The organism is Caballeronia sp. GAWG2-1 (genome assembly GCF_023631405.1).
Classification (GTDB): Bacteria; Pseudomonadota; Gammaproteobacteria; order Burkholderiales; family Burkholderiaceae; genus Caballeronia.
Map to the genome: position 1 here is coordinate 1 of NZ_JALQDD010000029.1, position 22,886 is coordinate 22,886.

Consider the following 22,886-nt stretch of genomic DNA (forward strand, 5'->3'; position numbering starts at 1 on the left):
AACCTTCCTCTAATACTGTGTGAGACTTGATAACTTTCGCTAAACGTCCCAACCCCGAAAGGTCAGAACCGCTCGCGCCATCAAGTGCCCACACTTATCGGCTGTTAGTTTTTAAAGAGCATTGCGCTTTGATCGCTTCGCTTGTCTGCTCGCTTTCTTGCGCGCCGTCATTCAACGGGAGGCGAATTATGACTGGCGAAAGACAGCATGGCAACCCCCTTTTCGAAAATAATTTTCGGGCAGCCACTAAGCGATGTTTGCAGCCTTTAGCAAGTTATTCGAAAGACGAAAGCAAAGTGCATGGCTGGTCGGCTTAGAAAGTTAACTTCCAAAGAACGGAACGCAAAAGTCCGCAGGGCCGACACAAGCATTCGACGATGACGACGACGCAGCCCCACGATGCACAGTCCCTGACGCCGCGCCGCTCTCATGCATGCCGCCGTATGCCTCATTCGTTTCATTGGTGTTCTGCTGCGCGGCGACCTTTGCTTCCGCAGCCTGAATGTCGGCCGGATAGTTCGTACTGTCGCCCGACCCGACTGAATAACCCGCTTGCTCGATCTGCACGAGCTCGGCTTTCACCTGCGCGCGCGTGAGCGGTTCGCTCGACCCTTGAGCAAAGGAAAGCGCAGGCGCAGCGACAACGACGAGCGACACGACAACTTTGGCGATGATGTTCATGATGCAAGACTCCGGCAAGAAAGGGTTTGGCTGGATCGATGACGACCCAGCAACCTCATCGAACACGCTCGACTCTCTTGAATCTTCGAGCGCTGAGGCTTCAATTCGTAAACCCGCCCATGCCGGAATCTATTCCCATCGTCCTGCTAGAAAACTCAAGCGCGATCAACGCGTCTCTGGAACAAGGTGCACGCGCTTCTCGGTCGCGGCCTCGACGGCCTTACGCGAATAGAGCAGCGGGAAGTACTCGCCATCGAGCCACATCTGCGCGAGATCGCGGTAATGCGGGCTATCCGGATCGCCCGATTCGCCCGGCAGATTCACCGCGCGCGATGCATCCCAATTGCCGACATCGACGATCACGCGAAACGATGGTCCATTGGTCTCGCGGAAATCGCTTGCGCGATACGTCGATTGATTCGGCGTATAAGCACTGCCGCCCTTACCCATGGGCCCGACGTTGAGCTTTGCGCGCGTGTCGGCATCGACGGCATCGGCCAGTGGATGCGCGTTGAGATTGGTTTGAAGCCCGCCCCACTGCCAGCGCGTGGCGTCGTTGCCTTGCAAGCGCGACATCTCCGCATAAGCGTCGCGCAGGCTCGACAGCAACACGGCATCGCGTTTCGCTTCAGCGTTGTCACCGAAACGCGCGGCCGGATGTTCGAGCGAGTCGAGCATCACGGCCGTGTCCGGCGCACCGAATGAAGCCGCCGCGTCCTTCGGCAAGACAGCTTGCTTGAATGCGCGGCCGAGATGCCGCGAGAGCCAGACCTCTTCGAGCGCGGCCTGTGCCGAATCGGCGCGCATATGCGCATCCCAGCCCTTGAGCATGCCGAGCGCCGCGCGCGTGTCGGCATCGTCGCTGGAAAGAGGCTGCAACAACGCGACGAGACGACGTGCGGGTATCGACACATCATCGTTTTGCAAGCGCTCGGAATCTTCGATCGATACCTTGTCCAGCGACTTCAACACTTCGTCGATACGCTGATGCCGCGAGCCGTTGGTCCATTCGAATCCGAGCTTGCGTTCGGCATAGGGATAGCCCGCTGGCAGATTCATTTCATTCGACGTGGTGAAGTACCCTTGCGACGGGTTATAGACCGAAGGCATTGCGTCGCGCGGCCAGAACCCGGACCATTCATAGCGGCCATCGCCGGGAACGGGCATGAGGCCATCCCAGTTCGGACGAACAGGCGCAAGGCCGCTCGGCACCCAAGCAATGTTGCCTTGCGTGTCCGCATAGACCTGATTCACCGTGGGCGCGCCCCAGGTCGCAAGCGACGACTTGAACTGCGCATAGTTCTTCGCGCGCATGTAGCGCATGGAATCGAAGTAAGGCGACATACCCGGCGAGAGCCATGCGGTACGCACGGCGAATGCGCGATGCTTGCTGTCTTCCGTGTAGATGACGGGACCATGACGCGTGAACAGTAGGTCCGCTTTGACGGGCGCCGCGCCGCGTACGTTGATCGTCTCGTGCACGACATGCATCGGCTCCCATGCACCTTTGTAGCGGTACTGCCGCGCATCGGCGGGGTTCAACTCGTAGACGTAGAGATCTTCCTGATCGATGTTGAAGATCGTGAGACCGTACGCAATGGACCCGTTATGACCAATGGATATGCCCGGCGAGGAAGGCTCGCCGCCACCGATGATATCGAGCGTCGGCGTGCTGATCTGCTGGATATAGCGCAGGCTCGGCGCGGCATAAGCGCGATGCGGATCGTTCGCCATGATCGCGCGGCCCGTCGCCGATTTGCCCGGCGCAACCACCCAGTTGTTGCTGCCCTCGGTGACTTCCTCGGGATTGTCGGCAGCGGCAATCATCGAAGTCGAGGCATCCGCGCTCTTGAGCGATTCCTTCGTCACGCGCACGCCTTGCGTCGCGAGCGTGAAGACCTTGAGAACATCGTCGGGCAGGCATGGATCGAGACCCGCGGGCATCTGCGGCTTCCACTGTGGCTGCAAACCGAAGCGCACCGAATCGGCATCGAGCGAACTCTTGCATGCGACGCGCGCACGCGCCACTTCGCTCGTCAAATTACGCGTCAGGCCATGACTGCGGATACGCACGACATCGTCCGCGCCCCACTTCGCGGGCCAGTAACCGACTTTGCGAAACTCATAAGGCATGCGGTCCGGGTGCTCGGCAAGCCAGTCGATATACGCGTTGACGCCTGCTGCAAAGCGCGTCGCGGCCGGCTTGGCATCGGGTCCATAGCGCTTCCATTCGGTCTCCATGTCGCCGCGATAGAGAAAGAGCCGCGTGGCCTTGTCTTGCTCGACATACGCGGGCCCGAAGACTTCGGCGAGTTCGCCAAGCCCGCGACGACGCCATAGATCGATCTGGAACAGACGATCGCGCGCGGCGTTGAAGCCTTGCACGAAGAACGCGTCGCTGTCGTTGGCCGCGTAGATATGCGGCACGCCCCAGCGATCCACCAGGATGTCCGAAGGCTCGGAAAGTCCTGCCACGGTGATCGTTTCGGTGGGGGTATCGTCCGCGAGGGCGGATTGAATGGGAAGTGAGGCGAGCAATGCAGCGCTGAGCAGCGCGGAAATAAGGCGTCTTGCTGGCATGTAACCGTCTCCTGTCGACAAGAGCCGGAACACACGCCTCCGACTCAAGTCTCATGCGAAGCTATTGTTGGATTTTGCGCACGACGCGTGACCATACGTCGATTCCGCGATCGCTCGAACGTCGTATGAGACGTGACGATGAATCGCGCACGCAACCCGAAGCCTATCGCAAAGGAGAAACTCATGCCCGACGAAACTCTCGACCCGGTTGAAGTCGCGCGACGTGTTTATGAAGCGTATGTGAGGAAGGATCGTGCCGCTATCGAAGCGCTCATCGCGAAAGACTTCCATTTCACGAGTCCTCGCGATAACCGTCTCGACCGCGCGACTTACTTCGCGCGTTGCTGGCCGAACGCGAACGCAATCGCCACCTTCGACTTCGTTCACATGAGGCAGGACGGCGAACATGTGTTCGTCACGTACGATGCGCGCATGCTCGACGGCAAGGCCTTTCGCAACTCGGAGATTCTCTCGATACGAGCCGGCAAGCTGCACGACGCGCAGGTATTCTTCGGCTGGACGCTGCCGCACGAGGCGCCCGAAGGCGATTCAATTACGGCATGATTCCTTCTTCATTGCCGCATCTCGCCGAGCGCGGCCGCGATCTGCCGGCTCATCTGCGCGAGCGCGCGGCTATGCGCCGCGGCGATGGCGGCGAAACCATCGCCTTTCGTGTTTTCGTGCACGAGCGTGTGCCCGTCGAAATGCGATACACCATCGGGGGCGCGAAGGCTCCAGAGTGCATCGAGCGTGACGGAATCGTCGATGACGGATTCGAAATGCATCACATCGACGCGTAGCTGATAGGTCTTGATATCCGCACTCGGCGGATAAATCGACACATTATCCACGCCAAGCACGCGCGACAAATCCGCCGCCAACGTACGCGCGATATTCTCTTTCAACGGCTCGCCCCAGCGCGCGTACTCGTTCACGGTCACTTCGTTCGGCATGGTTCGCGTGATCATTTGCGGCTTGTCGACAAGGTCGGGAACCGTCACGGGCCCCACGGTCACGCGAACGGGCCTGACATTCGCGGCAGGTTGCAGTGTGGCTTCGGGACTTAACGTATAGAACGCGGCCTTGGGCGATGCACCACACGCGCCGACCATGACGATGAGCGCTGGAACGAAGAAACGGTATATCACCTTTTATCCTCCGGCTTGCCGCGCAGAATCGCTTCCGGATGCTGTTCGAGATACTCCGCGAGATTGCGGAATGCAGCGGCCGTGCGCGACAACTCACGCATGGTTTCGGCGGTGCTGGTCTGCAACGGCGAGTCGCTCTGCAACGCGCGGCTCGTCGCGCCGAGCGCATCGCGTGCAGCCGCGAGCGTTGCTTTCGCTTGTGGCGCGACGTCGGTGTCGAGCGTTTTGATAAGCACCTGCGCCTGTTTGAGCGTATCGCGCAGGTCGTTGCTGATCCCTTCGATCGGAATCTTGTTGAACTTCGCCACGAGTGCCTGCACGGAGTCCTGCAATGACTGCAAGCCGCCCGGCACGGTCGGAATTTCCGGCGGATCGCCGCTTGTGTCCATCTTTTCTTTCGGCGTGTTCGGGAAGAAATCGACCGCGATATAGCGCTGCCCCGTCAGGATGCTACCGGTACGCAATTGCCCGCGAAAGCCGTGCTCGACCATGTATTGCAAGAGCTGATGCCGGTCGGGCACGAGACGTCCCGTCTTGTCGCCTGCCCGTATGCGCATGGTGAAGCGTTCCGGATAGAAGTTCACGCGTACGGGGATGCTGAATTCCCGCCGCACTGGATCGTATTGAGTATTGATCGCCGTCACTTCGCCGAGCACGATACCGCGAAAATCCACTTCCGCGCCGACCGACAGACCGCGCACCGATTCCTTGAAATTGAACACGTAGGTATCGACGATACGATCATGCCGCTTCATTGCTTCGGGGCGTGTTCCGAAGAGCTGGAACACGCTGCTCGCAGGCGCTTCCGCCAGATCCTGATGATCCGAGCTATCGGCAAGCTCTTTCAAGGGCGCCGGCGTTTCGAATGCGAGCCCGCCCACGAGTATCGCGACGAGCGATTCGGTGTCCATCTTCACACCGGTCGAATCGAGCTTGACGTCCACGCCGCTCGCTTGCCAGAAGCGCGTATCGAGCTTGACGTACTTGTCGTAAGGGGCGTTGACGAAGATGTGGATGGTCACGCCCATGCCGTCCGCATCGAGCTCATAGGCGGTCACCTGTCCCACCTGGAGACGCCTGAAGTAGATCGGTGCACCGGCATCGAGCGAACCCATGGTCGGGCTCTTCAACACGAACTCGCGCCCCGGCACGTCCGCCGTGATGACAGGCGGCGATTCGAGCCCGGTATAGTCGTGACGCTTCGCGCTCTTCACGCCCACATCCACGCCGATGAACGCGCCTCCGATCAACGTGCCGAGGCCCGACACCGTGCCGCCTGAAATGCGCGGGCGCACGACCCAGAAGCGTGTGTCGTCGACGAGCATGTGTTCCGCATCCTTCGCCATTTCCGCCGATGCGATCACGCGCTTGTGATCCGGCGCGAGCACCACGCTCTTGACCGTGCCGATATCCACGTTCTTGTACTTGAGCTTGGTCTTGCCCGCTTCGAGCCCCTCGCCCGTGTTGAAAGTAATGGTGATCGTCGGACCCTTCTCGAGGATGGCCTGCACCGCGAGCCATCCGCCGATAAGCACCGCGATGAGCGGCACGAGCCAGATCAGCGAAATGCCGAAGCGCGGGCGGCGGGCGGGCAAGGCTTCGGGAAATTCATCCGGAGGCGCTCGCTTGATGTCGGGAGGTTCAGCCATGTCCTTGGTCCGCGGCGTCCCAGATGAGACGCGGGTCGAATGCCATTGCCGCGAACATCGTCAGCACGACGACTCCACCGAAAGCAATGGCGGCGGCGCCCGCGCGTATCGTCGCCAGCGCATTAAACTGCACGAGCGCGACGAGCACGGTGATCACATAAATATCGAGCATCGACCAGCGACCGACGAACTCGACGATGCGATAGATCTTCGTGCGCCGCGCGGGCAGCCAGCGCGAGCGCATCTGCGTGCTGACGACGAGCATGAGCAGCGCGAGTATCTTGAGCATGGGCACGGCAATGCTCGCGATGAACACCAGCACCGCGAGCGGCCATGAACCCGAAGTCCACAGATACGCGACACCGCTCATGATGGTGTCCTTCTGCGCGCCGAAGAGCGAACTCGTATCCATCACGGGCAGCACGTTGGCGGGAACGTAGAGCACCATCGCGGCGATCAGCAGCGCCCACGTTCGCTCGATGCTGTCGGGCTTGCGAAAGTGCAGCCGTGCATGACAACGCGGACAGTTTCCGTCGTGCGCATGCGGCGGCGCCTTGGACACGAGCGCGCAATCGTGACAGACGAAGAAGCCCGCTTGTTTCGCGGTGCGCGCGTGGCCGCGATAAGCAGGGGCATCGGCGAGGCTGCTTTTGTAGATCAATGCCCATGCCTCGCGCGGATCGAACGATGCCGAAGCGCCCGAGATCAGCAGCATGACGCCGCCGAATGCAAAGAGCGCAAGGCCAGGCACGACACTCGCGATATGCGCAAGTTTCACGAGCGCCACGAGAAAGCCGAGGATCAGCACCTCGGTCATGCCCCACGGCCGCACCGTATGCAACGCGCGAAAGGCGGCACGTCCGGCACGCGGCGCGTAACCCCTGCTCAGTGGAACGAGCAGCCACGCCATGGCGCACATCTCGGCAAGCGGCATGATGAACGTGGTCGCGAGCACGAGCCCCGCGATGGGCCACATGCCATCGGCGTAAAGCACACGCACCGCGCCGAGCAGGGTGGTTTGAACCACCGTGCCGCTCACTTCGAGTCCCACGATAGGAAACGCATTGGCGATGCAGAACATCGTGAGGGCGGCGAGCGTGCAGGCAAGCGCGCGATTCAGTCCATCGGGACGATTGCGATACAGCGGCGCGCCGCAACGTGCACAGCGCGCGACGCCGCCTCTTTGCAGCACGGTTTCATGTTGCAGGAGATCGCATTCGTGACAGGCGATCAAACGCATGTTGGCGCGCGCGTTCATGGCGATGGCTCGTCCTTCGCATCGCGTTTGACCACCGCGCCGCGCGTGTCGTAGACCACTGCCGTGCGTTGCTCGGCTTCCGCGACCCAGCCGCCGCCCATCGCCTTGTAGAGCGAAACCATGGCATTGAGCGCGGCGGCCTGCGTCTGCGTATAGCTCAACTGCGACTGGAAGAGGCTGCGTTCCGCATCAAGCACTTCGATATAGCTCGTGTAGCCACCCTCGTAACGCAGCCGCGCGAGATTGGCATAGGTACGCAAGGCATCGACCTGACGGCCCTGCACATCGCGTGCTTCGCGGCTCTTGGTTAGCGTGATGAGACTGTCGTCGACATCCTGAAACGCCACTTGAATCGCTTTTTCATAGGAGAAAAGCGCTTGTTGCTGCTGCGCCTCCGCCGCCTTTACTTGTCCGCTGATCGCTCCGCCCGTGAAGATGGGCTGCGTCACGGCACCCGCGAACGACCACACGCGCGCCGCTCCCGTGAAGAGTTGCGAGAATTGCGTGCTTGCAGTGCCGAAGAGGCCCGTGAGCGATATCGACGGAAAATACAGCGCCCGCGCCGCGCCAATCTGCGCATTCGCCGCGATCAGGTTCTGCTCCGCCTGACGCAGATCCGGCCGCCGCGTGAGCAACTCCGAGGGCAGACCTTCTGGGACTTGCGGCGTGGCCAGATCGTCGAGTTCGCGGTCGCGTGCGATGCCTTGCGGATTACGGCCCAGCAGAATGGACAACGCGTTTTCTTGCGTGGCGATCTGCTGTTCGAGTTGCGGAATCGTCGCAAGCGCGGCCTGATACTCCGACTGCGACTGCGCCAGTTCCATCTGCGAGACTTCGCCGTATTGAAAGCGCAGGCCGAACACGATCACGGACTCCTGCCGGCTCTTGACCGTGGCTCGCGCAATATCGAGTTGCCGGTCGAGCGAAACGAGCGTGATGTAGGTCGATGCCACCGAAGCCACCAACGACAAAATAGTCGCTCGGCGGCCTTCCTCACTTGCAAGCAGACTAGCGCGTGCGCTTTCCGTCTGACGCCGCAAGCGCCCGAACACGTCTATTTCCCACGAAGCATTCAACGCGAGCTGATACTGATTGATGACCGTGCCTACGCCCGGCGGCAATTGCGCGGACCCGATGGGTAAGCGCTCGCGCTCGGCATTCGCGCCCAATCCCACTTGCGGAAACAGCTGCGAACGCGTGACTTGAAATTGCCCGAGGAATTCATCGACGCGCGCCGCCGCGATCTTCACATCCTTGTTCTCCTGCAACGCAATGGCGATCAACTGATTCAACGCGGGGTCCTGAAATTGCTCCCACCATGCCGTGTTGGCGATCTCGTTCGATTGCTGTGCGGCGAAGCGAAAGCTATCGGGCGTTTCGATGGCGGGACGCTCGTAATCCGGCCCGAGCAGACAACCGCCGAGCATCGACGACACGATCAGCACGATCACACGCGATGACGGTTTCATGGCTATGTTTGAGCGCATGTCATTCGCCTCCATGCGTCGCGGGCCCGTCATGGTCCGCCGCGGGCGATGAACCCGGTTCGCCCTTACCTTCGCCTTTCTTCTTCGACCCGAACCTGGCGCTCATGGTCTCGATGACGTAATAGAACATCGGGATGAAGAACACGGCGATGAGTGTGGCGCCCAGCATCCCGCCGATCACACCCGTGCCGATGGAATGCCTGCTATTCGCCGATGCCCCCGTCGCAATCGCAAGCGGCACGCAGCCGAGAATGAACGCGAGCGATGTCATCACGATCGGGCGCAGGCGCTCGGATGCGGCGGTCATCGCGGACTCGTAGATGGACTTGCCCGCTTCGCGGTTGAGCACCGCGAACTCGAAGATCAGAATGGCGTTCTTCGCCGCGAGCGCAACGAGCATGGTGAGGCCGATCTGAAAGTACACGTTGTTGTCGAGCCCGCGAAGCAGAATGGCGAGCAGTGCGCCGAACAAGGCGAAGGGCACGGCGAGCAAGACGCCCATCGGCAACGACCACTTCTCGTATTGCGCGGCGAGAATCAGGAACACCATGACGAGGCCGAAGACGAACACCATCGCCGATGAACTGCCTGAGCTCTGTTCCTCGTATGCCTGACCGCTCCACGCAATGCCGTAGTCCTGCGGCAACGTGCTCGTCGCAATGTCCTGCAGCGCGGCCATGGCCTGCCCCGTGCTGTAACCGGGCGCGGCGTTGGCCGTGATCTTCACTGCGGGAAAATTGTTGAAGCGCGTGATCAGATCGGGACCGGTCACGTACTTGTACGTGACCACGGATTTCAACGGCACCATTTCGCCTGAACTGCCGCGCACGAAGATGCGATTCAAGTCCTCGGGCGTGCGACGCTCCGACGATTCCGCCTGCAGGATCACTTGCCACAGACGGCTGTCCTTGTTGAACTGCGAGACGTAGAGCGATCCGAACATGGTCTGCATCGCGCTGTAGACATCCTGCACCGGAACGCCGAGCGTTTCGGACTTGGCACGATCCACTTCGACTTGAAGCTGTTGCGCGTTGGCGTTGAACGTGGACGTCACGCCCTGCAATTCGGGCCGTTGCTTCGCTTTCGCCAGATAATCCTGCACCCTGGCCGATATCTGCGCGCTGCCCGCATCGCCCTTGCTTTGTATCCACATCTCCAAACCGCCCGTCGTGCCAAGGCCCGGAATGGAAGGCGGATTGACGGGCAGCACGATACCCTGACTCACCGTGGACAAATTCTTGTACGCGCCGAGCAGCACGGCGCGCGCATTTTGTGTGCGAATGTTCGCGGACGAATAGCGCTCATCGAAACTCTTGAAGCCGACGAAGAACGTACCCGCGTTGTTCTTCGTCTGACTGTCGAGCAGGCTGAAGCCATCCACCGTGGTGATACTGTCCACGCCTGGCTGCTTCATGAAGTAATCGGTTACGCGTTCCGAGACTTCTCCGGTGCGGTCGAGGCTCGCGGCATCGGGCATGATCACCGCGCCGAGCAGATACCCCTGGTCCTCGGGCGGCAAGAAGCTCGTGGGTATCGACTTCACCATCCAGATCGAAAGGCCGATCATGCCCGCGAAGATCAGCAACATGAGGACCGAGCGCTTGATGACGAACGCCACCGAGCGCGAATAACCGCGCGTCATCTTCGCGAAGCCGTTGTCGAACCACACGAAAAAGCGCGCCTTTTTGCCATGCTCGGGCTTGAGCAACAGCGCCGCGAGCGCGGGCGACAAGGTCAACGCAACGATCCCGGAGAACACCACGGATATGGCGATCGTGATGGCGAACTGCTTGTACAACTGCCCGGTGATGCCACCGAGAAACGCCACGGGCACGAACACCGCGCACAGCACGAGCACGATAGCGACGACCGGTCCAGAGACTTCGTCCATTGCGCGCTTCGCGGCTTCTTTCGGCGGCAGCTTGAAGACCGTCATGTTGCGCTCGACGTTCTCGATCACGACGATGGCATCGTCCACCACGATCCCTATCGCCAGCACCATCCCGAACAACGTGAGCATGTTGATGGAAAAGCCGAGCAGCGACATGCCCACGAACGTGCCGACGATCGACACCGGCACCGCCAGCACCGGAATGAGCGTCGCGCGTATGCTCTGCAGGAACAGATACACGACGATAACCACGAGCACGAGTGCTTCGAAGAAGGTGTGGATCACATCGGCGATCGAAGCGCGCGTGAACTCGGTGGTATCCATCGAAACGCGATAGTCGATCCCTTCCGGAAATGACTTCTTCATCTGTTCGAGCGTGGCGCGCACTTGCTTCGATACATCGAGCGCGTTCGCGCCCGGCTGCTGATACACGGCGATCACCGTTGCGGGCTCGCCCTGAAAGCGGCTGCGGATCGAGTAATCTTTCTGTCCGAGTTCGACGCGCGCCACGTCTTTCAAGCGCACGATAGCGGCGCCTCCGTTCTGCGCGCGAATGATGATGTTCTCGAACTCGGCAGGCGTGGCGAGCCGTCCCGTGGTGGTGACGGCGAACGACTGCTGCACGGGCGTGCCCGTCGGCGATTGTCCGATACTGCCCACCGCAAACTGCTGGTTCTGATTGGACACCGCGCTCTGCACTTGAGAAGGCGTCACGCCGAGCTGTGCCATGCGTTCGGGCTTGAGCCAGATGCGCATCGCGTAATCCGGAAAGCCGAAGATGCTCGCCTGATTGGCGCCGGGAATGCGCTTCAGTGCATCGAGCACGTAGATGTTCGCGTAGTTGGCGATATACGTCGCGTCGTAGCGGTTGCTCGGAGAATAGATGGCGATCACCATCATGAACGCCGACGACTTCTTCTGTACCTGCACCCCTTGCGCCTGCACCGATTGCGGCAACTGCGGCAACGCAAGGTTCACGCGATTCTGCACGTCCACTTGCGCGAGTTGCGGGTTGGTGCCGATATCGAAAAACACGTTGAGCGTCATTTGTCCCGTCGATGAGCTCGACGAGTTCATGTAGATCATGTTGTCCGCGCCGTTCACCTGCTGCTCGATCGGCGCGGCCACGTTGTTGGTGACGACATCCGCGCTTGCGCCGGGATACTGAGCCGTCACCGTGACCTGCGCGGGCGTGATGTCCGGATACTGCGCGATCGGCAATGCGAGCATGGCAATGACGCCCGCGAGCGTGATGACGATCGACACGACCATCGCGAAGATCGGCCGGTCGATGAAGAAGTGAGAGAATTTCATGGCGGCCTTCGCTCACTTCGCCTGTTGGGCTGGCTCGACCTTGATGGTCGCTTCGCCTGGCGGCGCAACGGGCGCGGCATCGCCCTTCACGTTGACGGGCGCGCCCGCGGACACGCGTATCGCGCCATCGACGATCACGCGGTCGCCCGCGCGCAGACCATCCGATATGAACCAGTTGTCGCCGAGCCAGTCGCCCACCTCCACCACTTGCTCGCGCGGCGTCTTGCCGTCCTTGTCGAGCAACCATACGTAGTGGCTTTTCGCGCCCTGCAACACGGCGCGTTGCGGCACGAGAATGGCGTTCGGCCGCGTGAGGCCATGCACCAGCGCGCGCACGAACTGGCCGGGGCGCAACTGCCCGGCCTTGTTCGGCAGCACCGCGCGCACGAGGAACGTGCCCGTGTCCTTGTTATACGAAGGCGCGAAGAAATCGACCGGGCCGGTATCCGGATAGCGCGAGCCATCGGCGAGAATGACTTCGACGATATAACGCTTGTCCGCGGGCGCGGTCAGGCGTCCTTTCGCGATCTGATCGCGATAGCTCAAGACCTCGTTTTCCGAGAGACTGAAGTTGATCCACATGGGATCGAGTTGCGCGACCGAAGTCAGCAGGCTCGAATTGCCTGCCGAGAGATAGCTGCCTTCCTGCATGCGCGCATAGCTCGACAAGCCGGTGAGCGGACTCTTGATGGTGGTATAGCCCAGATTGAGTTCGGCGTTCTGTACTTCGCCTTGCGCGGCGATCACCGAAGCCTGTGCGGATTTCTCGTTGCCGATGGCGTCGTCGAGATCCTTCTTGCTGACGGCGTTCAGCGCTTCGAGCGGACGCACCCGCGCGAGATTCGCCTTGGTCACGGTGAGCCGCGCCTGCTGTTGCGCGAGCTGGCCGCGCGCGGTTTGCAGCGAAGCCTCGAACGGCTTGCGATCCATCTGAAACATCACCTGCCCTGCTTTCACCAGCGCGCCTTCGGTGTAGAGGCGCTTTTCGAGGAAGCCTTCCACGCGTGCGCGGATCTCCACTTCGCGCGAGCTCTGCGTCTGCGCGACGAATTCGAACGTGACGGGTGTGTCGCGGCCTTCGACGGTCATCACGGTGACTTCGGGCGCGGCGGGCTTGGGCGCGCTCGCTTGCTTCTCGCATGCCGCGATGGCGAACATCAACGAGACGCCGACGAAGCGCATGCCCGCGCGCCGCCAGCGCACGAACGCCGACGAAGCCGGAGCGGGGGCTTTGAAGATCCGCAAAGGTGAAGTCGGCATAAGTGTCTCCGCTCGCGTGGCTCGAGTCTATTGCACGGTGTAGCCGCGTCCCGTCATGCAGGCGGACACGGCCCGGTTGAAGGTCGTCATCTCCTGCGAGACCTGTTGCTGATTGGCCTGCTGCTGCGACGCGGCCGCACGCCGCTGCTGCCGTTGATGCACCCCGCCCATTACTGCACCGCCCGCCGCACCCGCTGCCGCGCCCTTGCCCGCGTCACCGGCTATCGCACCCATCGCGGCGCCCGCTGCCGCCCCGCCCGCCGCGCCACGCACGCGTCCGCCCTGTTGCTGCGTTGGCGGTGGCTGGTTAGCCTGCTGCGCGAGTGCCATCGGATCGATACCGGTGTTCTGCTTCGCCCATTGCTGGCATTGCGATACGTCATTGCCCTGCTGGCTCTGGCTTTGACCGCGCGCGGGGTAATAGATCGCCTGCTGCGCGGCTGCTTCGAGCGTTACCGCGGTCGCAAGCATGAGCGCCAAGCTCGATGACAGGCGCACGCGCCGGCTCCGCGCGGTTTGAAACGTGCTGTTCATTTCGGTACTCCCTCTCAGTGTTTTCGTCGATGCCTGACCGTCTGCGTCACGCAACCGGCCCTCGTTCCATGTGTCGTCGTTTTATGCGGTGCCGGGAAGGACGTCATGGCGCCTCGCGCACGCGTGCAATGGCCGCGCGCACCGCGCCGATGAACACTTCGTCGTCGAATGGTTTATGCAGATAGGCCGCGGCTCCCGCGGCGAGCGCCGTATCGCGCACGGCGGGATCGTCGTGAGCCGTGACGAAGACGATCGGCATGTCGGTGCCCGCCAGACGCCGTTGCACTTCCAGCCCGTTGATGCCTGGCATCTGCACGTCGAGCACGATGCAGTCGGGCCGCCATGCGGCGTCGTTTTCGTCGAGTGCGGCGAGCAACGCGTCGCCCGTGCCGAAGCTCGCCGACGCCATGCCGGCCGCACGCAGCAGCCGCTTGAGTGCCCGGCAGACCGATTCGTCGTCATCGACCACGGCCACGGTTGGCGTCGCATCGCTCATTGGATCAGGCGTGAAGTTCGGCAGCACCACGAGGCGCTGTGTCCACGCCCCGGCTCTTGATTTCTCGCTGGAGAATAGGCGCGCGGCTCTAGAACCGGTATTGGACTTTAGTCCCATGAGCGCGGTGAGGAATAAAGCGGGGACCCGGTCCGGGAAGAAAACCGGGACCGACCGCTAAATTCGAGATACGAATTCCGCTATAGTCTGCGGCTTCACGCGCCGGAGGGGTCGGCGATGTGTCGTTGAAGGTATGTCGTTGAAGAGGAGAATCCGATGAAAACCATCCATCACCTATGTCAGGGCGGCTCGGCCGCGGCCATGTTGCGCACGGCGTTGCGCGATCCCGTCATCGATATCCTCGACGATGGCTCGATCGGCCCGCTCGTCGATGTCGACACCGGCTCGCCTGATGCGCGCGTCGGCTTCATGAAGGCGCTCTACGCGTGCGGCGGCTTCGATCCGCAAGACGAAGCGTCGATGGACTGGTATGGCGAGTTACGCGACATGAACCGGCGCCTCGCCGACCTGACGACTCAGGCGTCCGAGGTAGTGATCTGGGCCGAGGCAGGCGATGTGGAACAAGCGCTGCGTCGACGCGCGCACTGGTGGCTGCGCGACGCGGACGTGCCCGTGAGCGAAATCGATGCGAGCCTGCGCGCCGTGGCTCGCGCGATTCCCAAGGGACAAGCGCTGGCGCTGGATGTCGGCGCGGCCGCCGCGCTCGTCGCGGCACGCAAGCCCGCAAGCGCCGGCCTGCGCGCGCAATTCGCAAACGAATGGGCCGCGCTCAAGGAAGATGGCGAGGCCGTGCGGGTGTGGGAAGACGGCAAGCTCGCTTCGCATCCCATCGATCATTACGACGCGGACTTCATCGCGCTCGCGTCGGGCGCCCCGGCCAAGCTCGCAAGCAGCGAGATGCTTGGCGCGGCTATGCATCGTTCGGGACGCAGCGATCTCTTCTGCAAGTGGCGCTTTGCCCGCCTCATCAAGGCAGGCAAGTTGACGGTAACGGAAGGCGACGCCCACGATCTCGACTCGGTGTGGATCGTAAAGAGTTAAGCGTCGGGCGTTCGAATCTCACCCCGCAAAACGCGGCTCTGGAAGGCCTGTCACGCCGAGTCCCGTCACCGCGAAAAGACCACCCTTGTCGCGCTCTTTCTGCGGAATGCCCCACATCGGGCGGCCCATCGTCGTGACGTAAAGAATGTCGAGATTCGGGCCGCCGAACATCACGCTCGTCAGATTGCGAACCGGAAACGGCACGACACGGTCGAGCGAGCCATCGGGCGCGAAGCGCAGGATGCGCCCGCCGAACACCAGCGCGGACCATACGTAGCCTTCGGAATCGACCGTCGCGCCATCGAATGTGCCGGCCATGTCGCGCGCGGAAGCAAACAGCCGCTTGTTCGATATGGCGCCCGTTTCGATGTCGTAGTCGTACGCGTACATCTCCTTGCTATACGTGTCGGTGAAGTAGAAAGTGCGGTTGTCCGGGCTCCAGCATGGACCGTTCGAACAACTGATGCCGCTGTCCAGATGCGCGATCTTGCCGTCCGTATCGAGCCGATAAAGTCCGCCGCTTTTGGTGGAACGCTGGCCGCGATCCGCAAAGTAGCGATCGAAGTCGTAAGACATGGTGCCCGCAATGAACCGCCCTTGCCGATCCACCTTGCCGTCGTTGAAGCGCGTTTCGGGATCGTCGCTTTCCGGGTCGCCTATGAACTGCACCGTCTGCGAGTCGAAATCGTAGAAATGCAGCCCGTTCGCGAGCGCGACCACCGCGCCGCCTTGTTCACGCAGCGCCATGGAACCGATATGACGCGGCACGAAGTAGCGTTCGACCTCGCTGCCATCGGCGCGGCAGCTATAGATTTCGGCGGCGGTACTGTCGATCCAGTAGAGCTTCTCCTCCTTCACGTCCCAAAGCGGTCCTTCACCCAGATGATTGTTGGCATCGACCAGCAAGCGGGTTTCGGGCATCGTCGTCTCCTTCCTGGTTGTGGCGTGGCTACGCCTTGTCCTTGTCCGCGAGGCGGTGAGCGATCAACGCCATCAGCCTGCGATCGCGCCAGCTACTGCGGTTTTCGATCTGATCGCGCGGCAGAACGGCGCGGCGTTCGGCGTCGAGCTTAGTCAAAATCTCTTCGGGCCAGTCGAAAGGCACGCGCGTCGCCGTGATGTTGCGATACGTGCCGCCATAGCGCGCCGCGTAATCCGCGACGCCGCCTGGCGCGTTCAGATCGATCGTTTCGAACGGACCCATGAACGACCAGCGCATGGCGAGACCATCGCGCATGACCGTATCGAGGTCGGCCGCCGTGGCGTAACCCTGCGCATAGAGACTGAGCGCTTCGTCGAGCACCGCGCCTTGCAGGCGGTTGAGCAGGAAGCCCGAAATTTCACGATTCACGGTCACGGGCTTCTGTCCCGCCGCTTCGTAGATGGCGCGCGCTCGTTCGATCGCTTCGGGCGCGGTCCACGGCGCGCCGCATAGCTCGACGAGCGGCACGAGCGAAGGCGGATTCACCGGATGCGCGACGAGGCAGCGCGCGCCGCCCTTCAAGCCTTGCGTAAAGGTCGATGCAGGCAGGCCCGAGGTCGAACTGGCAAGCAGGGCATTGGGATGAGTCAGGCGGTCGAGTTGCGCGAATAGTTCGCGCTTGGGTTCGACCATCTCCGCGATGTTCTCCTGCACGAGAGCCGCGTCGGACACGGCTTCCTCGAGCGACTCGCAAGTCTTGATGCGCGCGACGATGGCATCGGTCGACTCGTCGGTCAGCTTGAACGACGCGAGGTCGTCCACGCTTTCCCGTATCGAAGCGATCGCGCCGTTCAGCATGTCCTTCGACGCATCATGCAGATTCACGCTGAAGCCCGCGCGCGCAAACACGATGGCCCACGCCCTGCCGATGCGTCCTGTACCGATGATCGCTATTTGCCTTGGGTTCATTTCTTGTGTCTCCTCCGGTTTTTTATGAGCGGCTCGTCAACCTCGCTTGTCGCGCAACGTGATCACCGCGGCCAGAACGACGAGGCCATTGATGATGTCGCGGACCGCTGGCGGCACCGTCGTGCCCGCGAGCAAAGTGCCGAGCGCGGTAAGCAGAAGCGCTCCGCCGAACACGCCGAGATAGTGACCGCGTCCGCCCGTGATGAGCGCGCCGCCGACCACGACCACGGCAATGGAAGGCAAGAGATAAGGATCGCCCATGCCGAGAAACGCCTGCGAACTGAAGCCCGCGAGCAGCAAGCCGACGAGCGCGGAACACAGACCCGAAAGACAATACACCGCGATCAACGTGGAGCCGACGCGCACGCCGGAAAGACGCGCGGCAATCGGCGAATTGCCGACCGCATAGACGCGCCTGCCGAACGGCGTCCGATGCAACAGCAACAAGGCAATCGCGAGAAACAGCGGCACGCTCCAGGCGGCTAGCGACAGCGGACCGAGACGAGCATTGACGAACTCGCTGATCACGGACGGCGTCCAGCCTTGCGGCGAGCCATTGCAATAGATGAGCGTGAGACCTTGCAGCAGGCCGTTCGCCGCCAGCGTCACGACAATCGGCGGCAAGCCGAGCATGACGACGCCCACGCCGTTGAAGATGCCCACGAGCAGGCCCACGCCGAGCACGACCGGCACCGCCCAGACCGCGGCGCCGTTCAAGCCATGCGTGAGACCCGTCAACAGTACGCCCGATAGCGTGATGAGCCACGGCATCGACAGATCGAGACCGCCGGTGAGAATGACCGCGCCTTGACCGAGACCGAGGACCGCGAGAAACAAGGTCAGCGTGAGCAGGCTGCTATAGAAGTTCGCGCTGATCAGCACGCCCGGACCATAGACGAAGCCCGTGATGACGACCACGCCGAAGAACAGCAGGTACGCGGGAATCACGTACTTGACCCATTCGCGATTGCGCTCGATCCAGTCCGGGATCGCGCGGCCCTTCAACTCCTTGTTCTCAATGGGACGATAATCGCCGACTTCGAACGCCACGTGCCGCGCATGGCCGTCATCGCGTGCACGCGTGCCCGTTCGCACAGCCTTGAGCCATTGCGAAGCCTGCCGCGCGCACTCGTGCGCCGCCGACTGCTTGCCGATGGAAGAACCGAGCACCGCGAGAATCAGGATCACGGCTTCGGCAATCGTCGTGAAGAACGCCGATACGTTCAAGACGAGCAGGATGTTCACCGTGATCATCAGCGTCATTGCGGCGAACACGCTTCCAACGCAACCGCCACGACCGCCACCAAGCAACGTGCCGCCGAGCACGACCGCCGTGAACATGGAAAGCAGGAGCGGGCGGCCGACGAGCGGATCGGCCGAGCCCGTCTGCGCCGACACGTATAGGCCCGCTGCCGCGTAGAACATGCCTGCGAGCGCATAGGTCGCGATGCGATAACGCGTGACCGGCATGCCGTTGGCATACGCGCCATCGGGGTCGCTGCCAAGCGCATAGAGACCGACGCCAAAGCGCGTGCGCTTGATGAACGACCACACGAGCAAAGCCACGACGAGCAGGACAGCCGACATCGGTATCTTGTCGGGAATCAGGTCGGCCGTGAGAAAGCCGCCGAATTGTTCGCCGATGCTGCCGCCCGGCTTGTTCTGGATGAGCAGCGTGACGCCTTGCACCATGAACATCGTCGCGAGCGTAACGACAATGGATTGCAAGCGGAACCACGCGATCAGCGCGCCGTTGACGAGGCCGATGCCGCCGCCTATGGCGATGATGAGCGCGACGCCCGCCCACTGCTCGACGGGCGAGCCTTGCACGAAGCGCACCGCGAGCACGTTGGCCAGCGACACGACCGCCGACGCCGACAAATCGAACCCGCCCGACAGCACGACGATGGTCTGCCCGATGGCCGCGAGCGCGAGCGTTGTGCTGCTCGATATGACCGAACCGATGTCGTACATGCCGACCGGCGTGGCGGATAGCGCGACCCACGCAATGAGCATGGCGAGCAACGCACCGATCGCGATGATGAGCCCGCGATGATGGTCGATGCGCGCGCCGATTCCCACGCGCGCGCCGGGCCTCACGATCTCGCTTTCTGGCGACGCTATGGCTATTTTCATATGCAACTCCTCAACTGGATAGCATCTTGCGCATCACGTTCTCTTCGGTAAGCGCCTCGCCTTCGAGCTCGCCCGCATTGCGGCCGCGATACATCACCGACACGCAGTCGCACACGTTGACGAGTTCGGGCACGTCCGTCGAATAGAACAGCACGGAGCCGCCCGCCGCCGCGAACGCACGCATCAAAACGAATATTTGATGCTTGGTGCCTACGTCGATACCGCGCGTCGGGTCGAACATGAGCCACACGCGGCTTTGCGTGAGCAGCCATTTGGCCATCGCGATCTTTTGCTGATTGCCGCCCGAGAAAGAAAGACACGGCTTGTAGAGCGCACGCGGATTCACTTCCATCTGCGCAAGCGAGCGACGTATGGCCGCCTGTTCGCGTTTGCGGTCGATCAAGCCGAAACGCGAGTAGCGTCCGATCACCGGCAGCGATACGTTCTCGCCGCCCGGCAAGCGCAAGAACAAGCCTTCGGTCTTGCGGTCTTCGGGCAGGAAGCTCGTCGCGACGCCGGCCTTGAGCGAATCCGCCGTGGACGTCAACGTAACCGGCTTGCCGTCGATACGAATCTCGCCATCGTCGATGAAGCTCGCGCCGAAGAGCGCCTCGAACATCTCGCGCTGGCCCATGCCCTGCAACGCCGCGATGCCATGCACTTCGCCCACTTTCAGCTTGAGATCGAAGTCGCTCACGACGCCATCGACACGTATGCCGCGTGCTTCGATTGCAGGCGCGCCGTGGTTCTCCGTCAGCACAGGCGGCGTGACCTTCGGCGGATACTTCGCTTCCATCGAGCGGCCGATCACGAGACGAATGACTTCGTCATCGGAGATATCGGCGGTATCGAAAGCACCGACGTCCTTGCCATTCCGATACACCGTGAGGCTGTCGCAGAACTCGCGCACTTCCTGCATCCGGTGCGAGATGAACACGAAGGTCACGCCCTGCGCCTTCATCTCGTCGATACGGCGCGAAAGCCACGCCACGTCGCGGCCCGATAACGCGGACGTCGGTTCATCGAGCAGCAACACTTGCGGCGCGCGCACGATGGCCTTGGCGATCTCGATCTTCTGCCGCACCGGCAACGACAGGTCGCGTATATAAGCGCCGGGACGCACGTCCGACAGTTCCAGCTTGTCGAGCCATTCGGCCGCCTGGCGTTGCGCTTCGCGTTTCCTGATGCGCCCGAGAAAGCCGGTCGGCTCGTACGACATCAACAGATTCTGCGCGACGGTGAGATCGCGCACGAGTGTCATCTCCTGAAACGCGGTCTGCACGCCCGCCCGATGCGCGTCCTTCGGGCCTTTCATCGCCACGTCCCGACCCATCACGCGAATGCTGCCGGCGTCGGGCTGCATGAGACCCGACAGCAGCTTCACCGTGGTGGACTTGCCCGCGCCGTTCTCGCCGAGCAGCGCATGCACCGCGCCGCGTTTGACGGAGAACGACGCCCCGTCGAGCGCGACAGTGGCGCCGAAGCGCTTCGTCACGTTCGACAGGTCGATCGCAAGGGATGTCATCGCTTGCCTCCCTTAACCTTTAGATGTCGTTCAGTCCTGATTGCCGGTGAGCGCCGCGTTGAAGCCCACTTCCTTCGTGTCTTCGGAATAGATGTCGGCGAACCAGCCCGGCGGCACCTTGTCCGGCATGAAGGCCGTGCAGCCCGCCTTCAGTTCCTCGATACTGCCCGTCTTGCACAGCTTCGAATCCTGCGTGAGCACGAGCGGCAGCTTGAGCGTCACGCGCGGCGGAAAGTCCTTGCCGTCGAGCTTCTGCACGGCCATCTTGAGCGCCATGGCGCCCGAGTACGGCGGCGCGCCATACGAGATCGAGCGATACCCGATCGAGCGATACGTGCCCTCGCCCTTGACCGTTCCCGGCGGCAGCATCTGCACACGATGCCCGTTCGACGATTCGCCCGCGCACGGCTTGATCTTGTCATCGGCGATACCGGCTTCGAGCTGCATCGACGCCGCCGTGAAGCAGCCGACCTGCATCCACAGGCCGTCGATCTTGTCCCAGCTATTCGTCGCGAGAATCTTCGAGAGTTCCGTGCGCGCCGTCGCCTGGCTCCACATGCCGGTGCCTTCGGCGACTATCTTGATGCCGGGGAACTTCGCGAACACGGCCTTTGCCGCTTCGGTGCGCGCGCGGTCCACCGACGTGCCCGGCACGCCGTTGACGACCACGATATTGCCCTTGCCGTTGATGGTCTTCGCAAGCCATTCCGCGGTGACGGTGCCTGCCTGATGCTGATCGATGGTCACGTTATGCGCGCACGGCTCGGTCACTTCGCCGTCGTACGCCGCGACCACCACGCCCTTGGAACACGCGTTCTTGATCGCGCGATTGAGCGCCGTCGGCGAGATCGGATAGATCACGATGGCTTTCGCGCCTGCCTGCACCATCGAGTTGATCTGCTGAATCTGCTTCTGTGCGTCGGTGCCCGCGACCTGCACTTCGAGATCGACTTTGTCCTTGAGCGCTGGCGTGTTGGCCATTGCCTTCACCATGTTCGCGGCTTCGGTCTGCCAGTCGTTGCCGACATAGCTCATCGACAGAAACACCTTGTACTTGTCCGCCGCTGCGGCCTGCCCTGTCATCGCGATACCGAGCGTCGTCGCGAGCGCCAAACCGAACGCCGTGCGTTTCGCACGACGAATTGTCTGCGTCAATGCTTTCATGTCTTCCTCCGGGTCTTCGTATGGTTTTTACCGCTTCTGCTATTGCGCGCTTTTACTTCGGAACATGCGGCAAGCGAGCGCTCGCCGGCAGTGCAATACCCGCGCTGCCGGGCACGACGTTGGGATCGTGTCCGGGTATGACGAAATCCGCGATCTGGCGAATCCGCGAAAGCGAGCTGAACTCCGCCAGCGTTTCATGCACGATGCCAACGGGCACCAGATCCACGATGTTCTCCATGCAGTTCGCACAGTCGCCCGCGATCAGCACGACGCCGTCTTCGGTGTCCACCGCGACGGACTGATGCCCCGGCGTATGTCCCGGCGTCGGCACCACGCGCACGCCCGGCACGATGTCGGCCACGCCATGCACGAACTGCCACCGAAAATACGCCAGCGGCTCGCGGCCGATCAGAAACTCCTGGTAATACGTGGCCTGCGTCGGCAATGGATGCCCCGCGTATTCCCATTCGCTTGCCTGCACGATGAAGCGTGCGTTGCGAAAGAGCGTGTTGCCGCCCGAGTGGTCGTAATGCAGATGCGTGTTGATGACGATATCGACGTCATCCGCGCTCCATCCCACGTACTCCTTGAGCGCGCGTTCGAGCTTCTCTTCGGGCGCCTGCTCGCACGGACACACGAAGTTCGAAACCCAGCCCGGATCATGAATGCCGGTATCGACGACGATCTTCTTGCCGGCCCCGACGATTGCCGTGGACCACACCGGCACCTTGATCTGCTGGCCGAAATAGCGGCCATACACTTGCGACGAGCGATCGACGGTCAGCCAGCCCGTCGGCATCGCGACTACTTTCA

The 22,886-nt window shown here is 62.0% G+C and carries 18 protein-coding genes; 2 read left to right on the forward strand and 16 right to left on the reverse strand.

What is annotated here, in order from left to right; translation table 11 throughout:
• Positions 1-321: 321 nt before the first annotated feature.
• Both NCR98_RS19110 and NCR98_RS19115 read right to left on the reverse strand, forming a co-directional pair.
• Complete coding sequence (locus NCR98_RS19110) at positions 322-681, reverse strand: DUF4148 domain-containing protein (protein ID WP_250526977.1); 360 nt, start codon at positions 679-681, stop codon at positions 322-324.
• A 165-nt stretch (positions 682-846) separates the two neighbouring features.
• Positions 847-3,261, reverse strand: coding sequence for a penicillin acylase family protein (locus tag NCR98_RS19115; protein ID WP_250526978.1), 2,415 nt, complete (start codon positions 3,259-3,261; stop codon positions 847-849).
• Between the two features lie 183 nt (positions 3,262-3,444).
• Here NCR98_RS19115 and NCR98_RS19120 point away from each other — a divergent pair, with 183 nt between their 5' ends.
• Complete coding sequence (locus NCR98_RS19120; RefSeq protein ID WP_250526979.1) at positions 3,445-3,825, forward strand: nuclear transport factor 2 family protein; 381 nt, start codon at positions 3,445-3,447, stop codon at positions 3,823-3,825.
• An 8-nt stretch (positions 3,826-3,833) separates the two neighbouring features.
• Here NCR98_RS19120 and NCR98_RS19125 read toward each other — a convergent pair whose 3' ends face one another.
• The 8 genes from NCR98_RS19125 to NCR98_RS19160 form a co-directional block, all read right to left on the reverse strand.
• Positions 3,834-4,409, reverse strand: a complete 576-nt coding sequence (locus NCR98_RS19125) for a PqiC family protein (protein WP_250467476.1) — start codon at positions 4,407-4,409, stop codon at positions 3,834-3,836.
• Complete coding sequence (locus NCR98_RS19130; protein WP_250493689.1) at positions 4,406-6,058, reverse strand: PqiB family protein; 1,653 nt, start codon at positions 6,056-6,058, stop codon at positions 4,406-4,408. Before NCR98_RS19130 ends, NCR98_RS19125 begins: the two co-directional genes overlap by 4 nt.
• A complete protein-coding gene (locus NCR98_RS19135) occupies positions 6,051-7,316 on the reverse strand; it encodes a paraquat-inducible protein A (RefSeq protein ID WP_250526980.1) in 1,266 nt (421 codons plus the stop codon). The genes NCR98_RS19130 and NCR98_RS19135 overlap by 8 nt, the downstream gene beginning before the upstream one ends.
• Positions 7,313-8,785 (reverse strand): efflux transporter outer membrane subunit, encoded by a 1,473-nt coding sequence (locus NCR98_RS19140; protein WP_250527084.1) that lies wholly within the window; start codon positions 8,783-8,785, stop codon positions 7,313-7,315. The genes NCR98_RS19135 and NCR98_RS19140 overlap by 4 nt, the downstream gene beginning before the upstream one ends.
• A 19-nt stretch (positions 8,786-8,804) precedes the next feature.
• Positions 8,805-12,008, reverse strand: coding sequence for an efflux RND transporter permease subunit (locus tag NCR98_RS19145; RefSeq protein ID WP_250526981.1), 3,204 nt, complete (start codon positions 12,006-12,008; stop codon positions 8,805-8,807).
• A gap of 12 nt (positions 12,009-12,020) precedes the next feature.
• Positions 12,021-13,190, reverse strand: coding sequence for an efflux RND transporter periplasmic adaptor subunit (locus NCR98_RS19150; RefSeq protein ID WP_409014891.1), 1,170 nt, complete (start codon positions 13,188-13,190; stop codon positions 12,021-12,023).
• A 105-nt stretch (positions 13,191-13,295) separates the two neighbouring features.
• The gene (locus NCR98_RS19155) at positions 13,296-13,802 is read right to left on the reverse strand and encodes a YMGG-like glycine zipper-containing protein (RefSeq protein WP_250493692.1); all 507 of its coding nucleotides are present in this window, start codon (positions 13,800-13,802) and stop codon (positions 13,296-13,298) included.
• A gap of 103 nt (positions 13,803-13,905) precedes the next feature.
• Positions 13,906-14,298: a response regulator transcription factor gene (locus tag NCR98_RS19160; protein ID WP_250467481.1), complete on the reverse strand. Its 393-nt coding sequence runs from the start codon at positions 14,296-14,298 to the stop codon at positions 13,906-13,908.
• Positions 14,299-14,571: 273 nt separating this feature from the next.
• Here NCR98_RS19160 and NCR98_RS19165 point away from each other — a divergent pair, with 273 nt between their 5' ends.
• Positions 14,572-15,357 carry a DUF3658 domain-containing protein gene (locus NCR98_RS19165; RefSeq protein ID WP_250526982.1) on the forward strand — a complete coding sequence of 262 codons (786 nt, stop codon included), beginning with the start codon at positions 14,572-14,574 and terminating at the stop codon, positions 15,355-15,357.
• 18 nt (positions 15,358-15,375) lie between these two features.
• Here the strand turns inward: NCR98_RS19165 and NCR98_RS19170 are convergent, their stop codons facing one another.
• Genes NCR98_RS19170 through NCR98_RS19195 form a run of 6 tightly spaced genes read right to left on the reverse strand, consistent with a single transcriptional unit; the run spans position 15,376 to position 22,872 of the window.
• A complete protein-coding gene (locus NCR98_RS19170; protein ID WP_250467483.1) occupies positions 15,376-16,278 on the reverse strand; it encodes an SMP-30/gluconolactonase/LRE family protein in 903 nt (300 codons plus the stop codon).
• 28 nt (positions 16,279-16,306) lie between these two features.
• The gene (locus tag NCR98_RS19175) at positions 16,307-17,248 is read right to left on the reverse strand and encodes a 3-hydroxyacyl-CoA dehydrogenase (RefSeq protein ID WP_250493694.1); all 942 of its coding nucleotides are present in this window, start codon (positions 17,246-17,248) and stop codon (positions 16,307-16,309) included.
• Between the two features lie 36 nt (positions 17,249-17,284).
• Positions 17,285-19,384 carry an ABC transporter permease subunit gene (locus NCR98_RS19180; RefSeq protein WP_250467485.1) on the reverse strand — a complete coding sequence of 700 codons (2,100 nt, stop codon included), beginning with the start codon at positions 19,382-19,384 and terminating at the stop codon, positions 17,285-17,287.
• A 10-nt stretch (positions 19,385-19,394) separates the two neighbouring features.
• Positions 19,395-20,909 carry a sugar ABC transporter ATP-binding protein gene (locus NCR98_RS19185; protein ID WP_250526983.1) on the reverse strand — a complete coding sequence of 505 codons (1,515 nt, stop codon included), beginning with the start codon at positions 20,907-20,909 and terminating at the stop codon, positions 19,395-19,397.
• A 30-nt stretch (positions 20,910-20,939) separates the two neighbouring features.
• A complete protein-coding gene (locus NCR98_RS19190; protein WP_244828735.1) occupies positions 20,940-22,073 on the reverse strand; it encodes a sugar ABC transporter substrate-binding protein in 1,134 nt (377 codons plus the stop codon).
• A 52-nt stretch (positions 22,074-22,125) separates the two neighbouring features.
• Positions 22,126-22,872, reverse strand: a complete 747-nt coding sequence (locus NCR98_RS19195) for an N-acyl homoserine lactonase family protein (protein ID WP_284503887.1) — start codon at positions 22,870-22,872, stop codon at positions 22,126-22,128.
• Positions 22,873-22,886 lie beyond the last annotated feature (14 nt).

Coding starts and splice junctions, on each gene's coding strand:
- NCR98_RS19120 (WP_250526979.1), top strand. CDS start 3,445: ATGCCCGACGAAACTCTCGACCCGGTTGAAGTCGCGCGACGTGTTTAT.
- NCR98_RS19115 (WP_250526978.1), bottom strand. CDS start 3,261: ATGCCAGCAAGACGCCTTATTTCCGCGCTGCTCAGCGCTGCATTGCTC.
- NCR98_RS19175 (WP_250493694.1), bottom strand. CDS start 17,248: ATGAACCCAAGGCAAATAGCGATCATCGGTACAGGACGCATCGGCAGG.
- NCR98_RS19145 (WP_250526981.1), bottom strand. CDS start 12,008: ATGAAATTCTCTCACTTCTTCATCGACCGGCCGATCTTCGCGATGGTC.
- NCR98_RS19195 (WP_284503887.1), bottom strand. CDS start 22,872: ATGCCGACGGGCTGGCTGACCGTCGATCGCTCGTCGCAAGTGTATGGC.
- NCR98_RS19155 (WP_250493692.1), bottom strand. CDS start 13,802: ATGAACAGCACGTTTCAAACCGCGCGGAGCCGGCGCGTGCGCCTGTCA.
- NCR98_RS19170 (WP_250467483.1), bottom strand. CDS start 16,278: ATGCCCGAAACCCGCTTGCTGGTCGATGCCAACAATCATCTGGGTGAA.
- NCR98_RS19180 (WP_250467485.1), bottom strand. CDS start 19,384: ATGAAAATAGCCATAGCGTCGCCAGAAAGCGAGATCGTGAGGCCCGGC.
- NCR98_RS19190 (WP_244828735.1), bottom strand. CDS start 22,073: ATGAAAGCATTGACGCAGACAATTCGTCGTGCGAAACGCACGGCGTTC.
- NCR98_RS19165 (WP_250526982.1), top strand. CDS start 14,572: ATGAAAACCATCCATCACCTATGTCAGGGCGGCTCGGCCGCGGCCATG.
- NCR98_RS19150 (WP_409014891.1), bottom strand. CDS start 13,190: ATGCGCTTCGTCGGCGTCTCGTTGATGTTCGCCATCGCGGCATGCGAG.
- NCR98_RS19160 (WP_250467481.1), bottom strand. CDS start 14,298: ATGAGCGATGCGACGCCAACCGTGGCCGTGGTCGATGACGACGAATCG.
- NCR98_RS19185 (WP_250526983.1), bottom strand. CDS start 20,909: ATGACATCCCTTGCGATCGACCTGTCGAACGTGACGAAGCGCTTCGGC.
- NCR98_RS19135 (WP_250526980.1), bottom strand. CDS start 7,316: ATGAACGCGCGCGCCAACATGCGTTTGATCGCCTGTCACGAATGCGAT.
- NCR98_RS19110 (WP_250526977.1), bottom strand. CDS start 681: ATGAACATCATCGCCAAAGTTGTCGTGTCGCTCGTCGTTGTCGCTGCG.
- NCR98_RS19130 (WP_250493689.1), bottom strand. CDS start 6,058: ATGGCTGAACCTCCCGACATCAAGCGAGCGCCTCCGGATGAATTTCCC.
- NCR98_RS19140 (WP_250527084.1), bottom strand. CDS start 8,785: ATGAAACCGTCATCGCGTGTGATCGTGCTGATCGTGTCGTCGATGCTC.